Source organism: Rhodococcus sp. FW305-130, from assembly GCF_058788335.1.
Genome location: NZ_JBYTAP010000006.1, coordinates 176,768 through 192,421 on the forward strand (window position 1 = coordinate 176,768; position 15,654 = coordinate 192,421).

The 15,654-nt window shown below is 64.2% G+C and carries 15 protein-coding genes; 14 read left to right on the forward strand and 1 reads right to left on the reverse strand.

All coding sequences use genetic code 11. The features are described from left to right. The first annotated feature begins 7 nt into the window (after window positions 1-7). Genes AC3WQS_RS20035 through aroQ form a run of 3 tightly spaced genes read left to right on the forward strand, consistent with a single transcriptional unit; the run spans window position 8 to window position 2,077 of the window. On the forward strand, window positions 8-517 hold the full coding sequence (locus tag AC3WQS_RS20035) for a shikimate kinase (protein ID WP_020907693.1): 510 nt from the start codon (window positions 8-10) through the stop codon (window positions 515-517). 25 nt (window positions 518-542) lie between these two features. Continuing rightward, window positions 543-1,652 (forward strand): 3-dehydroquinate synthase, encoded by a 1,110-nt coding sequence (gene aroB, locus AC3WQS_RS20040; protein WP_020907694.1) that lies wholly within the window; start codon window positions 543-545, stop codon window positions 1,650-1,652. Then, entirely contained in the window at window positions 1,649-2,077 is a 429-nt protein-coding gene (aroQ, locus tag AC3WQS_RS20045) for a type II 3-dehydroquinate dehydratase (protein WP_020907695.1), read from the forward strand. Before aroB ends, aroQ begins: the two co-directional genes overlap by 4 nt. 87 nt (window positions 2,078-2,164) lie before the next feature. Here the strand turns inward: aroQ and AC3WQS_RS20050 are convergent, their stop codons facing one another. Beyond that, a complete protein-coding gene (locus AC3WQS_RS20050; protein ID WP_019748369.1) occupies window positions 2,165-2,773 on the reverse strand; it encodes a B-4DMT family transporter in 609 nt (202 codons plus the stop codon). Between the two features lie 111 nt (window positions 2,774-2,884). On the opposite strand from AC3WQS_RS20050, the gene AC3WQS_RS20055 reads away from it, so the two are divergent. The 11 genes from AC3WQS_RS20055 to AC3WQS_RS20105 all read left to right on the forward strand — a co-directional run bounded on the left by AC3WQS_RS20055 (window position 2,885) and on the right by AC3WQS_RS20105 (window position 15,341). Then, window positions 2,885-3,979 carry a M24 family metallopeptidase gene (locus tag AC3WQS_RS20055; RefSeq protein WP_084325918.1) on the forward strand — a complete coding sequence of 365 codons (1,095 nt, stop codon included), beginning with the start codon at window positions 2,885-2,887 and terminating at the stop codon, window positions 3,977-3,979. A gap of 34 nt (window positions 3,980-4,013) precedes the next feature. Beyond that, complete coding sequence (gene efp / locus AC3WQS_RS20060) at window positions 4,014-4,577, forward strand: elongation factor P (RefSeq protein WP_003944958.1); 564 nt, start codon at window positions 4,014-4,016, stop codon at window positions 4,575-4,577. Next, window positions 4,578-5,075 carry a transcription antitermination factor NusB gene (gene nusB, locus AC3WQS_RS20065; protein ID WP_007728014.1) on the forward strand — a complete coding sequence of 166 codons (498 nt, stop codon included), beginning with the start codon at window positions 4,578-4,580 and terminating at the stop codon, window positions 5,073-5,075. It abuts the gene before it with no gap. 173 nt (window positions 5,076-5,248) lie between these two features. Continuing rightward, entirely contained in the window at window positions 5,249-5,890 is a 642-nt protein-coding gene (pyrR, locus tag AC3WQS_RS20070) for a bifunctional pyr operon transcriptional regulator/uracil phosphoribosyltransferase PyrR (protein ID WP_020907698.1), read from the forward strand. Next, entirely contained in the window at window positions 5,887-6,831 is a 945-nt protein-coding gene (locus AC3WQS_RS20075; protein ID WP_003944883.1) for an aspartate carbamoyltransferase catalytic subunit, read from the forward strand. The genes pyrR and AC3WQS_RS20075 overlap by 4 nt, the downstream gene beginning before the upstream one ends. A gap of 26 nt (window positions 6,832-6,857) precedes the next feature. Next, on the forward strand, window positions 6,858-8,165 hold the full coding sequence (locus AC3WQS_RS20080) for a dihydroorotase (RefSeq protein WP_003944990.1): 1,308 nt from the start codon (window positions 6,858-6,860) through the stop codon (window positions 8,163-8,165). Between the two features lie 6 nt (window positions 8,166-8,171). Continuing rightward, entirely contained in the window at window positions 8,172-8,738 is a 567-nt protein-coding gene (locus tag AC3WQS_RS20085; protein WP_003944773.1) for a PH-like domain-containing protein, read from the forward strand. Then, window positions 8,735-9,910 carry a glutamine-hydrolyzing carbamoyl-phosphate synthase small subunit gene (gene carA, locus AC3WQS_RS20090; RefSeq protein ID WP_003944927.1) on the forward strand — a complete coding sequence of 392 codons (1,176 nt, stop codon included), beginning with the start codon at window positions 8,735-8,737 and terminating at the stop codon, window positions 9,908-9,910. Before AC3WQS_RS20085 ends, carA begins: the two co-directional genes overlap by 4 nt. Further along, a complete protein-coding gene (gene carB / locus AC3WQS_RS20095; protein ID WP_047888353.1) occupies window positions 9,910-13,266 on the forward strand; it encodes a carbamoyl-phosphate synthase large subunit in 3,357 nt (1,118 codons plus the stop codon). The genes carA and carB overlap by 1 nt, the downstream gene beginning before the upstream one ends. Further along, entirely contained in the window at window positions 13,263-14,084 is an 822-nt protein-coding gene (gene pyrF, locus AC3WQS_RS20100; protein WP_020907702.1) for an orotidine-5'-phosphate decarboxylase, read from the forward strand. Before carB ends, pyrF begins: the two co-directional genes overlap by 4 nt. 57 nt (window positions 14,085-14,141) lie before the next feature. Continuing rightward, window positions 14,142-15,341, forward strand: coding sequence for a glycosyltransferase 87 family protein (locus AC3WQS_RS20105; RefSeq protein ID WP_258955535.1), 1,200 nt, complete (start codon window positions 14,142-14,144; stop codon window positions 15,339-15,341). Window positions 15,342-15,654: the final 313 nt, after the last annotated feature.

Genomic DNA, 15,654 nt, shown 5'->3' on the forward strand with positions numbered 1-15,654 from the left:
CGTATCGATGAAGCCGAAGGCTGTACTCATCGGTCCGCCCGGCGCCGGCAAATCGACCATCGGTCGACGTCTCGCGCAGGCACTCGAACTCGAATTGGTCGATACCGACGCCGAGATCGAACGGACCACGGGTAGAACGATCCCGGAGATCTTCACCCACGACGGAGAGCCTCGGTTTCGTGAGATCGAGGAATCGGTGGTTCGCGACGCGTTGCAGGCCACCGACGGAATCGTCTCGCTCGGCGGTGGTGCGATCCTGTCCGATCGCACGCGCGAACTGCTCCAGGGCCACACGGTCATCTACCTGGAGATCAGTGTCGCCGAAGGGCTTCGCCGCACGGGGGCGAACAATCATCGTCCGCTGCTGGCCGGCGGAGATCCCAAGGTCAAGTACCAGGAGCTGATGAGGCGTCGTCGTCCGCTGTACCGGCGTTCGGCCACGATTCGGATTCGGACCGACGGCCGAAGCCCGGCGCGTGTCGTCGGGCAATTGGTGTCGAAACTTCAAGACAAATGAACAACCGGAGCGGAGTAGTGGAGCAGTGACCGAACCCGTACGTGTAGAGGTGAAGACCGCAAGTCCCTACCCGGTCGTGATCGGCCGCGGCCTGCTCGGTGACCTTGTTGCCGAGTTCGACGGCGCGCGCACTGTCGCGATCTTCCATCAGCCGCCGCTGGCAGAGACCGCGGAGGCTGTACGGGCTGCATTGGCGGAGAAGGGAATCGACGCTCACCGCATCGAAATCCCCGACGCCGAGGACGGTAAGGATCTTGCCGTCGCGGGCTTCTGCTGGGACGTGCTCGGCCGGATCGGCCTGACTCGCAGCGACGCGATCATGAGCTTGGGCGGGGGAGCGGCGACCGACCTCACCGGCTTCGTAGCGGCTACGTGGATGCGTGGTGTCAAGGTTGTTCACGTCCCCACCACTTTGCTCGCGATGGTCGACGCAGCAGTGGGCGGCAAGACCGGTATCAACACCGAAGCGGGCAAGAACCTCGTCGGTTCGTTCCACGAACCGGGAGCGGTGTTCATCGATCTCGCGACGCTCGAGACTGTGCCGCACAACGAGATCGTTGCAGGCATGGCCGAGGTCATCAAGACCGGATTCATCGCCGACCCGGTGATCCTGGACCTCATCGAAGCCGATCCCAAGGCTGCTCTCGATCCGTCGGGAACTGTTCTGCCCGAGCTGATTCGGCGCTCCGTCGAGGTCAAGGCCAAGGTCGTGGCCGCGGATCTGCGCGAGTCGGATCTGCGCGAAATCCTCAACTACGGCCACACCCTCGGCCACGCGATCGAACGTCGTGAGCGCTACAAGTGGCGCCACGGTGCCGCTGTCTCCGTCGGCCTGGTCTTCGCTGCCGAACTCGGACGGCTCGCGGGCCGACTCGACGACGCCACCGCCGATCGTCACAAGTCGATCCTCGATCTCGTCGGGCTGCCGACGTCGTACGACGGTGATGCGTTCGGCGATCTGATGAAGGGAATGCAGACCGACAAGAAGAACCGTGCCGGGTTACTCCGTTTCGTGGTCCTCGACGGCCTCGCCAAGCCGGGCCGCCTCGAAGGGCCGGATCCGAGCCTGCTGGTCGCGGCGTACTCCGCGATCGCCCGTGATCCCAGGCCGGCCGGCGGGACGGTCCTGCTGTGAGGATCAACGTCGTCAACGGACCCAATCTGGGGCGTCTGGGTAAGCGTCAGCCCGAGGTCTACGGCGCGACCACACACGACGATCTGATCGAATTGTGCGTCGCGGCAGGTAAGGACCTCGGCGTCGAGGTGATCGTCCGTCAGAGCGATCACGAAGGCGATCTGCTCGGTTGGATCCACGACGCGGCGGACGCGGGGGAACCGGTGATCCTCAATGCCGGTGGCTTGACGCACACGTCGGTGGTCCTGCGAGATGCATGCGCCGAACTGACCGCAGGTCTCGTCGAGGTGCACATCTCGAACGTTCATGCGCGAGAAGAGTTTCGGCACCATTCCTACCTGAGTCCGATTGCGACCGGCGTGATCGTCGGACTCGGCGTCGCCGCGTATCCGCTGGCGATCAGGTTCCTCGCCGAGCGAGGCTGAACGAGGGAAGTCGAAAAGCCGACCACACGAATGCGGCCCCGAGGAAAATTTCCTCGGGGCCGCATTCGGTTGTGTGGACGGCGGGCGTTACTGCTCGCGCTTGCCCAGATCGATCGCTGGGAAGACCGCGGTATCGGCGTCGGATTCCTCGACGGACATGGCGGCTCCGCTGTATGCGTGCTGCTCGGTGGGGGAGTCGTAGCCCTCGCTGACGGGCACCGGTTCGTGGTGACGCTCGTGGGACGGGGTCTGCGGAGCGGTTCCGTTCTTGCGCTGTTCACGACTGACGAAGAAACGTCCGACGGTGATGGCGATCATGGCAGGGACGAAGATGAGAAGGATCGTGAACGCCGCACCGGAGGTCACCTCGAAGAACAAGCCCTGCTGAGTGAGTTCGAGGGAGGGGACCAGGCTGAGTGCCCAGCTGGCAGCGCCGGCGACGAATCCGCCGACCAAAGCAGCTTTGAGCCACAGCATGGTCAGATCGGCGCCGTCCTCGGGTTCGGGGAAGTTTCGGCGGTCGCGAATGCCGTCGATACCACCCCAGATCGCGGCGAAGACGATGACGATCAACAGGGACAGCCAGCGCAGGGTGGACCCCTGAAGTGGCCACTGTGCGATTGCTGCACCGAGCAATGCACGAAACACAACATGTATCAGGGCCATGCCGAGGCCACGTACCAACCACGCATTCATGGGTACAGCCTAACTAGAACCCATTCCACCTTGTGGCCTAACCCACACTTATTGCTGTAACCGTGAGTTTCGAGTTGATCGGCAGGTCTGCCAGGGCGGTAGGTTCGAGGGATGCCGGTCGACTTCAAAACACGCCGTGAATCCCTCAGACGCCTCCTCGCGGAGCGCGAACTCGACGCGATTCTCGTCACAGATCTCCTCAACATCAGGTACCTCACCGGTTTCACCGGTTCCAATGCGGCGCTCGTCGTCAGTGCGTCCGATTCGGCGTCCGACGAACGCGCGACGGTGATCTGCACCGACGGTCGTTACGTGACACAGGTGGCGGAGCAGGTTCCGGACCTGCGCGCTGAAATCGCCCGTTCGAGTGCTGCGCACTTGATCGAGAAGTCGACGATGCCCGTTCTCGCGTTCGAGTCACACGTCGCGACGTTCGCCGAACATCGCGCATGGACCGAGGCAGCACCGAAGATCCGGTTCGAACCGGTGAGTGGACTCGTCGAACAGTTGCGCATGGTCAAGGACGAGCACGAGGTGGAGTTGTTGCGCGCCGCATGCACTTCAGCCGATGTCGCGTTGGCGCAGTTGATCGCTCGCGGCGGTCTGCGACCTGGCCGAACCGAACGAGAGGTCGGTCGTGAACTGGAAAACCTGATGCTCGACAACGGCGCAGACGGTATTTCCTTCGAGACGATCGTGGCGGCAGGCGTCAACTCGGCGATTCCGCATCACCGACCGACCGACGCGATCCTGGCGTCGGGTGACTTCGTGAAACTCGACTTCGGCGCACAGGTCGGTGGGTACCACTCGGACATGACCCGGACGTACGTGCTCGAGTCCGTTTCCGATTGGCAACGGGAGATTTACGAACTCGTCGCGCGGTCACAAGCTGCCGGTTGCGATGCCCTCGCTCCGGGTGTCGAATGTGCGGCCGTGGACGCCGCCGCCCGTTCGGTGATCGACGATGCAGGCTACGGCGAGTTGTTCCTGCACGGCCTCGGCCACGGTGTCGGCCTCGAAATCCACGAAGCACCGGGAATCGGCAAGCTCGGCACCGGTACACTTCTTTCCGGCGCGGCGGTGACCGTCGAGCCGGGCGTGTACTTCTCCGGGCGCGGAGGTGTACGGATCGAGGACACGCTCGTTGTTCGTGAGCAGGGGCCAGAGCTGCTCACACTGACCGCAAAAGACCTTACCGTCGTCTGAGACGGTTTCCCGACCCCTAGGAGACGCGAAGCAAGTGGCTTCCACCAGTGATTTCAAGAATGGTCTGGTTCTGCAGATCGAAGGCCAGCTGTGGACGATCATCGAGTTCCAGCATGTCAAGCCCGGCAAGGGCCCTGCCTTCGTGCGCACCAAGCTCAAGAACGTGCTCTCGGGCAAGGTAGTGGACAAGACGTTCAACGCCGGTGTGAAGGTCGAGACCGCCACGGTCGACCGTCGTGACATGACCTACCTGTACCACGACGGCAGCGACTACATCTTCATGGACGGCGACACCTACGACCAGGTGTCGATCAGTGAATCCACCGTCGGCGACCAGTCGCGTTTCCTGCTCGAGAACATGGCCGTCCAGGTCGCGACCCACGAAGACGTTCCCCTCTTCGTCGAGCTTCCGGTCACGGTCGAGCTCGTCGTCAAGCACACCGATCCGGGCCTGCAGGGCGACCGCTCCACCGGCGGCACCAAGCCTGCCACCCTCGAGACCGGTGCCGAGATCAACGTGCCGCTCTTCATCAACACCGGTGACAAGCTCAAGGTCGATTCCCGTGACGGCAACTACCTCGGGCGTGTGAATTCCTGAGTGTCCGGCACACATAAGAAACTCGGTGCACGCCACAAGGCGCGCAAGCGTGCCGTCGACTTCCTCTTCGAAGCCGAGGCACGTGACCTCGATCCGGTCGCGCTCGCATCGGAGCGTTCCGATCTGTCCGTCAAGGACGACGCGGTAGCACCCGTCGCGGCCTACACCGTCACGTTGGTGTCCGGCGTTGCGGAGAACCTGGACCGGATCGATCAGGTCATCTCCTCGCATCTGCAGGATTGGACGCTCGAGCGTCTGCCCGCCGTCGACCGTGCGATTCTGCGTATCGCCGTGTGGGAGCTCTTCCATGCGACGGACGTTCCGCCGGTTGTCGCCGTGGACGAGGCCGTCGAACTCGCGAAGCAGCTCTCGACGGACGACTCTCCGGGATTCGTCAACGGAATCCTCGGTCAGGTCGTTCTCGTTGCGCCGCAGGTTCGATCGGCTGCAGCTGCGACCTCGCAGCGCGCGCAGGAATCGGATTCGGGTACCGAGTAGCACGTTCTGTTCCACCACCGCCGTGCGAGTGTCACCGTGCGCGTTGTGTGTCTGCACACAACCGGTCTCAGTCGCTGCTCGCACGGCGGGATCAGGTCTGTCGGCTGATAGGGTGGGGACCGTCAGACATCCTTTAACGATCCGTCCAGTGAGGCGGAGAAGGAGGTCGCTGTATGAGCGTGCCCGAAGGGTCTCGCCCATCCGATCTTGCAGGTCCAGGCAGCGCCAAGGCATCCGCTGGTGCCGAGGCAAGTAGTGAGACCCGTGAATTGTTGTCCGCCCAGGATGTGGGCCGGACCATCGCGCGGATCGCTCACGAGATCATCGAGAAAACCGCACTCGACGGACCCGAGGGAACAGCCCCTCGTGTGGTCCTGATCGGCATCCCGACGCGCGGAACCACCCTCGCCACGCGACTGCGCGCCAAGATCGAAGAATTCTCCGGTGTGCGTCTTCCCATCGGATCTCTCGACATCACGCTCTATCGTGATGATCTCCGCACCAAGCCGCATCGCCCGCTCGAGCGCACGTCCGTCCCCGAAGGTGGCGTCGACAATGCTCTGGTCGTCCTGGTGGACGATGTCCTCTTCTCCGGTCGCACCGTGCGCTCCGCCCTCGATGCGTTGCGCGATCTCGGTCGCCCCCGGGCCGTCCAACTCGCAGTGCTGGTCGATCGCGGTCATCGCGAACTGCCGCTGCGCGCCGACTACGTCGGCAAGAACGTCCCGACCGCGAGGTCAGAAGACGTCAAGGTTCTCCTCCAGGAACACGACGGCAGGGAAGCGGTAGTCATCTCCGGAGGTAAGAGCGCGTGAAGCACCTTCTTTCCATCGCGGACCTCGATCGTGAGTCCGCGGTAGAACTTCTCGACGAGGCAGAACGCTTCGAGCAGGCGCTGCTGGGTCGCGAAGTACGCAAACTCCCGACGCTGCGCGGACGCACGGTCATGACGGTGTTCTTCGAGAACTCGACGCGCACCCGGGTGTCCTTCGAGGTGGCCGGTAAGTGGATGAGCGCGGACGTCATCAACGTCAGCGCATCGAGTTCCTCGGTGTCCAAGGGCGAATCCCTGCGCGATACCGCGATGACCCTGCGCGCGGCCGGTGCTGACGCCCTCATCGTGCGGCATCCGGCTTCGGGTGCCGCCCATCAGATCGCCAAGTGGACCGGAGCGGCCGACGACGGTGGCCCGGCAGTCATCAACGCAGGTGACGGCACGCATGAGCATCCCACTCAGGCGCTTCTCGACGCTTTGACCCTTCGCCAGCGCCTCGGCGACATCGAGGGCAAGCGGATCGCGATCGTCGGCGACATTCTGCACAGCCGTGTGGCCCGGTCCAACGCGCTGCTGCTCTCGATGCTCGGCGCGGAGGTCGTGTTGGTGGCGCCTCCGACACTGCTGCCGGTCGGCGCGCACACGTGGCCGGTCACGGTCTCGCATTCGCTCGACGCCGAACTGCCCGGACTCGACGCGGTGCTGATGCTGCGGGTCCAGGCCGAACGCATGAACGGCGGCTTCTTCCCTTCGCAGCGCGAGTACTCGATCAACTACGGCCTGTCCGAGAAGCGACTGGCGATGCTGGCCGATCACGCGGTGGTCTTGCACCCCGGCCCGATGCTGCGCGGCATGGAGATCGCATCCGCCGTCGCCGATTCCTCGAAAACTGCTGTACTGCAACAGGTTACCAACGGCGTACACATGCGCATGGCTGTCTTGTTCCGACTGCTGGTCGGGTCGGAGGACGGTGCGCTGTGACCAGAAACGAGAACGGAGAATCACCCGTGAGTGTCCTGCTCCGCGGAGTCCTGATCTACGGAGAAGGTGAGCCCACCGACGTCCTCGTCGGCGACGGCACGATCCTCGAGATCGGCGTGGACCTCGATCCGGCCACGGCATCCGAGGTGATCGATGCCGGCGGGCAGATCCTGCTTCCCGGCTTCGTGGACCTGCACACCCATCTACGTGAGCCTGGTCGCGAAGACACCGAGACCATCGAAACCGGAAGCTCCGCGGCCGCTCTGGGTGGATACACCGCGGTCTTCGCGATGGCTAACACGAGCCCCGTCGCCGATTCGGTGGTCATCACCGATCACGTCTGGCGACGCGGACAGGAAGTCGGCCTCGTCGACGTCCACCCCGTCGGCGCAGTCACCGCAGGCCTGGAGGGCAAGCAGCTCGCCGAGATGGCGACCATGGCCGCAGGCGTCGGCAAGGTCAAGATGTTCTCCGACGACGGTCACTGCGTCTACGACCCACTGATCATGCGTCGCGCGCTCGAATACTCCAGCTCACTGGGCGTCCTGATCGCGCAGCACGCGGAAGAACCGCGTTTGACGGTCGGTGCGGTCGCCCACGAGGGTCCCACGGCCGCGCGTCTCGGACTGGCCGGTTGGCCGCGAGCAGCCGAAGAATCGATCGTGGCCCGTGACGCACTGCTCGCGCGTGACGCCGGCGCCCGCGTTCACATCTGCCACGCATCCACCGCCGGAACCGTCGAACTCGTGAAGTGGGCTCGCAGCCAAGGGATTTCGATCACCGCCGAGGTCACCCCGCATCACCTGCTCCTCGATGATTCACGTCTCGAGACGTACGACGCGATCAACAAGGTCAACCCGCCGTTGCGTGAGGCCAGCGATGTTGCTGCCCTGCGCAAGGGTCTGGCCGAGGGCATCATCGACTGCGTCGCGACTGATCACGCTCCGCACGCCGAGCAGGACAAGTGCTGCGAATTCGCGGCCGCCCGCCCCGGAATGCTCGGCCTCGAGACCGCGCTCTCGATCATCGTGCAGACGATGGTCCAGCCCGGCCTGTTGGACTGGCGCGGTGTTGCGCGGGTCATGAGCGAGCGCCCGGCGGCGATCGTCGGGCTCGACGACCAAGGCCGTCCCATCGAGGTGGGGGAGCCCGCCAACCTGACATTGGTCGATCCGTCGGCCGAGTGGACGGTCCACGGACCCGACCTGGCGAGTGTCGCGCATAACACTCCGTACGAGTCGATGACATTGCCCGCACGGGTCACGACCACACTGTTACGTGGCCGCATCACCGCACACGACGGGAATGTGCGGCTGCGGAGTAGCGAGGAGTAGCGCGTCATGGACAGAGCACTGTGGATCATCGGTCTGGCGATCTTCTGGGTCGCGATGATCGGCCTGATGTACGTCGGTTGGCGTGGACGCGCTCGACGCCAGAAAGACAAGATCGGCGAACTGCCGACGGTACCGGCAACCCTGGGGGAACTGCTCGTCCTGCCGACCACCGGCCTGTACGTCGGTAGCACCATCGCACCCAGTTGGCAGGACCGCATCGCCGTCGGCGACCTCGGTTTCCGCGCCACCTGCGAGATCAGCCGCTACAGCGGCGGAATTCTGGTCGAGCGTGACGGTGCGTCGGCCATCTGGATTCCGGAGAAGTCGATCCGTGCGATCCGCACGGAGAACGGTCTTGCCGGCAAGGTCATGAGCAAGGACGGCGTCCTGGTGATTCGCTGGGAATTGCCGAGCGGAACCGAGATCGACACGGGCGTGCGCGGTGACGACAAGACGGTTTATCCGGACTGGGTCAAGCCGGTAACTGCTTCGAACAAGACTGCCTCGAACAAGACGAATGACAACGAAGACGCAAGCTCTGGCGACATCGAGCAGAACGGAAAGAACGCATGAGCGGCTTTGGCAACAGCCCCGCAGTACTGGTCCTCGAAGACGGACGGGTGTTCCGCGGAACCACCTTCGGTGCGGTTGGACAGACCCTGGGCGAAGCGGTGTTCAGCACCGGCATGACCGGCTACCAGGAAACGCTCACCGATCCCAGCTACCACCGCCAGATCGTGGTCTCCACCGCGCCGCAGATCGGCAACACCGGCTGGAACGACGAAGACGACGAGTCAGTCGGACCGACCGGCGAGAGTGCCGGCGCCAAGATCTGGGTTGCCGGGTACGTCGTTCGTGACCCCTCGCGCGTCACCTCGAGCTGGCGTGCAACCGGTTCGCTGCAGGCCAAGCTCGAAGAGCAGGGCATCGTCGGAATCGCCGGGATCGACACTCGTGCCCTGGTTCGCCACCTGCGTACTCGCGGTTCGATGAAGGCAGGCGTCTTCTCCGGTGAAGCCATCGCCGCCGATGACGAACTGGTCCGACGGGTTCAGGATCAGCCGACCATGCTCGGCGCCGATCTTGCCGGTGAAGTCAGCACCACCAGCGGCTACGTCGTCGAGCCGAAGGGCGGGGAGGCGCTGTACACGGTTGCCGCGATCGACCTCGGTATCAAGACCAACACCCCGCGCATGTTCGCCGAGCGCGGTATCCGCGTCCACGTGTTGCCGTCCAATGCGAGTCTCGAACAGATCCTCGACCTGAAGGCCGACGGAGTGTTCCTCTCCAACGGTCCCGGTGACCCGGCCACCGCCGACGGCGCAGTGCACCTGACGAAAGAGGTCATCGGACAGGGCTTGCCGCTGTTCGGTATCTGCTTCGGTAACCAGATCCTGGGCCGCGCCCTCGGCCTGAGCACGTACAAGATGAAGTTCGGCCACCGCGGCATCAACATCCCGGTGATCGAGCATCAGACGGGTCGCATCGCGATCACCGCGCAGAACCACGGCTTCGCACTCGAAGGTGAAGCCGGCCAGGAATTCGACACCCCGTTCGGTCGCGCCGTGGTAAGCCACACCTGCGCCAATGACGGAGCCGTCGAAGGTGTTCGCCTGCTCGACGATTCGGCCTTCTCGGTGCAGTACCACCCGGAGGCGGCAGCCGGCCCGCACGACGCTGCGTACCTCTTCGACCGCTTCACCAGCCTGCTCTCCGCACGGAAAGAAACCGGAGTCAAGAACTAATGCCACGCCGTACAGATCTCAAGCACATCCTGGTAATCGGCTCCGGTCCGATCGTCATCGGTCAGGCCTGTGAGTTCGACTACTCGGGCACCCAGGCTTGCCGCGTCCTCCAGGAGGAGGGACTGCGCGTCAGCCTGGTCAACTCCAACCCGGCCACCATCATGACGGACCCCGAGTTCGCCGACGCCACGTACGTCGAGCCGATCACGGCCGAGTTCCTCGAGAAGGTCATCGCCAAGGAAGCGTTGCAGGGCAACAAGATCGACGCCGTCCTCGCGACGCTCGGCGGTCAGACCGCTCTCAACGCCGCTGTGGCGCTGCACGAGCAGGGCATCCTCGAGAAGTACGACGTCGAGCTGATCGGCGCCGACTTCGACGCCATCCAGCGCGGCGAGGATCGCCAGAAGTTCAAGGACATCGTCGCCAAGGTCGGTGGCGAATCCGCGAAGTCCGCAGTTTGCTACACGATGGACGAAGTACACGCCACGGTCGCCGAACTCGGTTACCCGGTTGTCGTGCGTCCGTCCTTCACCATGGGCGGCCTCGGTTCCGGCATGGCGTACGACGTCGACGATCTCAACCGCATCGCCGGTGGCGGTCTGGCCGCGTCGCCGACGGCGAACGTCCTGATCGAGGAATCCATCCTCGGCTGGAAGGAATACGAACTCGAGCTGATGCGCGACAGTCGCGACAACGTCGTGATCGTCTGCTCCATCGAGAACGTCGACCCGGTCGGTGTCCACACCGGAGACTCGGTCACCGTTGCTCCGGCGATGACGCTGACCGACCGCGAGTACCAGGCGATGCGCGACCTTTCCATCGACATTCTGCGTGAGGTGGGCGTCGACACCGGCGGCTGCAACATCCAGTTCGCGATGGACCCGGCCGACGGCCGCCTGGTTGTCATCGAGATGAACCCGCGCGTTTCCCGCTCGTCGGCGCTGGCGTCGAAGGCGACCGGTTACCCGATCGCCAAGATGGCCGCCAAGCTTGCCATCGGCTACACGCTCGACGAGATCGTCAACGACATCACCAAGGAAACCCCGGCTTGCTTCGAGCCGACACTCGACTACGTCGTCGTCAAGGCTCCGCGGTTCGCTTTCGAGAAGTTCCCCGGTGCCGACGGAACCCTGACCACCACGATGAAGTCGGTAGGCGAGGCCATGAGCATCGGCCGCAACTTCACCGAGGCTTTCGGCAAGGTCATGCGTTCACTCGAGACCAAGCGTGCGGGTTACTGGACCGGCGCCGACATCGAGACGGAGAGCCTGGACGCCCTGCTCGCCGATCTGAGCGTTCCGCAGGACGGCCGCATGTACGGCATCGAGAAGGCATTCGCCCTCGGCGCAACTGTCGAGCAGCTCTTCGACGCCACCAAGATCGATCCGTGGTTCCTCGACCAGTTCCAGCAGATTCACGAGCTCGGTGAAAAGCTTCGCGCTGCAGAGTCTTTCGACGAGGCTGCCCTGCGTCAGGCCAAGTACCACGGCATCTCGGACCGCCAGATCGCGGCTCTGCGCCCCGAACTCGGTGGTGACACGCACGCAGGTGAGGACGCCGTTCGCGCTCTGCGTGATCAGCTTGGCGTGCGCCCCGTCTACAAGACCGTCGACACCTGCGCCGCAGAGTTCGAGGCCAAGACGCCGTACCACTACTCGACCTACGAGCTTGATCCCGAGGCCGAGTCCGAAGTGGCTCCGCAGACCGAGCGACCCAAGGTTCTGATCCTCGGATCCGGCCCCAACCGCATCGGCCAGGGCATCGAGTTCGACTACTCGTGTGTCCACGCTGCCCAGACGCTGTCCGAGGCCGGGTACGAGACCGTCATGGTCAACTGCAACCCCGAGACCGTCTCCACGGACTACGACACCGCTGATCGCCTGTACTTCGAGCCGCTGACATTCGAGGACGTCTTCGAGGTCTACCGCGCGGAGGCGCAGTCGGGCACCGTTGCCGGCGTCATCGTCCAGCTCGGCGGCCAGACCCCGCTCGGATTGGCGAAGCGCCTCGAAGCTGCCGGCGTTCCCATCGTGGGAACCAGCCCCGCAGCCATCGACCTGGCGGAGGACCGCGGCGAATTCGGTCGCGTGCTCACCGAAGCCGGTCTGCCTGCACCGAAGTTCGGTACCGCCACCACGTTCGACGGCGCCCGCGAGATCGCAGCAGGCATCGGCTACCCGGTGCTGGTGCGTCCGTCGTACGTGCTCGGTGGACGCGGCATGGAGATCGTCTACGACGAGGCTTCACTCGCCGACTACATCTCGCGTGCCACGGAGATCTCCGACGATCGTCCGGTCCTGGTCGACCGCTTCCTCGAAGACGCGGTCGAGATCGACGTCGACGCTCTGTGCGACGGCACCGAGGTGTACCTCGGCGGCGTCATGGAGCACATCGAGGAAGCCGGCATTCACTCCGGTGACTCGGCGTGTGCGCTCCCGCCCATCACTCTGGGCCGTGCGGATCTCGAGAACGTCCGCCGCTCCACCGAGGCTCTCGCAAAGGGCATCGGCGTCAAGGGCCTGCTCAACGTCCAGTACGCCCTCAAGGACGACATCCTCTACGTGCTGGAAGCAAATCCCCGCGCCAGCCGTACGGTTCCGTTCGTCTCCAAGGCGACGGCCGTCCAGCTGGCCAAGGCATGCGCCCGCGTCATGCTCGGCGAATCCATCGCCGACCTGCGCGCAAGCGGCATCCTGCCGGCGACCGGCGACGGTGGAAACACCCCGGCCGGTGCACCGATCGCGGTCAAGGAAGCTGTGTTGCCGTTCAACCGCTTCCGTCGCGCCGACGGTACCGGCGTGGATACCTTGCTCAGCCCGGAAATGAAGTCCACCGGTGAAGTCATGGGAATCGACTTCGACTTCGGTACGGCTTTTGCCAAGTCGCAGACTGCCGCCTACGGGTCGTTGCCCACCACCGGCGCGGTGTTCGTCTCGGTCGCCAACAAGGACAAGCGTTCGCTGATCTTCCCGGTCAAGCGCCTGGCAGATCTCGGATTCACCATCCTTGCCACCGAAGGAACCGCAGATGTGTTGCGGCGCAACGGTATCGAGTGCAAGCAGGTGTACAAGCAGTCGGGTGAGGATGTTCCGGCCGGTGCCGAGACCATCGTCGACCAGATCCGCAGCGGCGAGGTCGCCATGGTCATCAACACCCCGTACGGCAACAACGGTCCGCGTGTCGACGGCTACGAGATCCGAAGCGCAGCAGTCGCGTCGAACATCCCGTGCATCACGACGGTCCAGGGCGCCTCGGCCGCCGTGCAGGGCATCGAAGCGGCCATCCGCGGCGACATCGGAGTTCACTCCCTGCAGGAACTGCACGCAGGTCTTCGTCAGCCGGCACAGCAGTCGTGAGTCACAGTTGGGGGCATCGTCTCCGGTCCGCGATCGCGGACCGGGGGCGGCTGTGCGTCGGTATCGACCCGCATCCCGCGCTTCTCGACGCGTGGGGACTGCCACGTACCGCCGAAGGTCTGGAGACTTTCGCCGAGATCTGCGTCGAGGCCTTCACCGGTGAGGTTGGACTCGTCAAACCTCAGGTTGCGTTCTTCGAGGCGTACGGAAGCGCCGGCTTCGCCGTGTTGGAGCGGACCATCTCGGTTCTTCGCGATGCTGGAACGCTTGTCGTCGCGGACGCCAAGCGCGGTGACATCGGTTCGACGATGGACGCGTACGCGCAAGCCTGGTTGGGTGATTCGCCGTTGGCCTCCGACTCGGTCACCGTTTCGCCGTACCTGGGATTCGGGGCGTTGGCTCCGACACTCGAACTGGCAAGGCAGAACGCACGCGGGATCTTCGTGCTGGCACGAACCTCCAATCCGGAAGGCGGCGTACTTCAACAGTCGTCGGCTGACGGTGTGAGCGTGGCTCAGTCGATCGTCAACGCTGCGGTCGATGCGAACTCCGACGGCCGTGACACCGTCGGACTGGTGGTCGGTGCAACTCGGGACCACGGTCTGGACCTGTCGCAGTTCAACGGCCCGATTCTCGCTCCGGGGCTCGGCGCGCAGGGTGCGACGGCAGCGGATCTCGCAGACATCTTCGCGGGATCGACCGAACTCCTGCTGCCGAACACTTCCCGTGGGGTGCTCAAGCATGGTCCTTCGGTATCGGCACTTCGGGAGGCAGCAATGCGTGACCGAGACGAGATCGAAGCCGCATTGGCGCACTGATCCGTGAGTGACCTCGAGGCTCGTTCGAGCGGTGGAACCCGGTGGTACCGTCCGTCGGTGAATCGTTGGTGGCAGATCGGACTTCTCGTCGCGGCGTGCGCGCTGCTCGCCACCGGGTTCCAATCCGTCACCGGCGTACACGGCGACGATCTCGCCGTGTACCGGACGGCGGGTCAAGCCGTCCTCGACGGCTCGAACCTGTACGACGAGTCGTTCAACGCGAGACTGCCGTTCACTTATCCGCCCTTCGCTGCGCTCGTCGCCGTTCCGGTCGCCTTGGGTTCCTGGGGTGCGGTCCAGTGGGGATGGAGTTTCGTCAGCCTCCTGATGCTGGCCGCGATCATCGTGCTCAGCTATCGCGAAGTCCCGTTCACACGTAGGCGGCCCGTCGTCGTCTACGTAGGTTTCCTGGTCCTGTGGACGGCGGCATCGCCGATCTCCGATCACCTCGGGTACGGGCAGGTCGGGTTGTTCCTGACACTCCTGTGCCTGATCGACGTGCTGGCTCGACCACGGTGGATTCCCGAGGGTGTGCTGGTGGGGATCGCCGGGGCCGTCAAACTGGTGCCTCTCGTCTACATCGGTTACTACGTGATCACCGGGCGTTGGAAAGCAGTTGCGGGCGGCCTCGCCGGCTTCCTCGGCGCCTCGGCACTCGGCTTTGCCGTTCTCCCGCGCCAGACGATCGACTACTTCGGTGACATCGCCTCACTCTCGGGGCGCGTCGCGGTCGGTGACCCGTCCGTGTTCGGTAACCAGTCCGTGCGTGGAATGGCATTACGGCTACTCCCCGAGGGCCTGGTGGGTCCGGCATGGCTCGTCGCCTGTGCAGTGTTGGGTGTCCTCGGAATTGTCGCGACGCGGCGCGCTCAGCGCCTGCGAGGTGATCTTGCCGGTTTCACGGTGGTGGCTCTGCTGGCGGCAATCGTGACTCCCATTGCCTGGACCCACCACTTCGTGTGGTTGGTGCCGGCGGTGGGTGTGCTCCTCGTTCCGATCAAGTCGGGCGTGGGGGAGGACACCCGATCGGTACCCGCGTGGTCCTGGATCGCGATCGGCCTCACCGCTGCGGTCGTGCTGTTTCGGCTTCCTCGGGTCGGCGCGGACATGGATATCCCGGTCGTCGGCTTCGTCCTGGAGAATTCATTGCTCTGGGCGAGCCTCGCGGTAGTACTCGCTCTGGCCGCCCCCGGCGTGAGCCGCACCGAACCGGACACGGTCGATGCCGACGATCCGAAATCGTCGTTGCCGACCTGAAAACAGGCCGCGACACGCGCATGGGCGTCGAAAATGCTCGAAATTTTTGGATGTGTCGGCGACCACGTTCATTCCCGCAGGTAACGATTTCGCACACACGCATGGGGACGTCGCACCCGATGTATCGAAATGCTTTGTGTTACAGTCTATTTCGGTACTGTACGCACGTTCGTGTTGCGTCGAATCCGTCTCGATCCAGCCGAAAACGGCGACGATGTGTGACATCGATTCGACGCGCATAACCCACCGCGATCTGCATCGGACCGCGGGGGGTGGGTTAGCAATTCGCGCCAGGCGTGAGTACGGTCGCTAT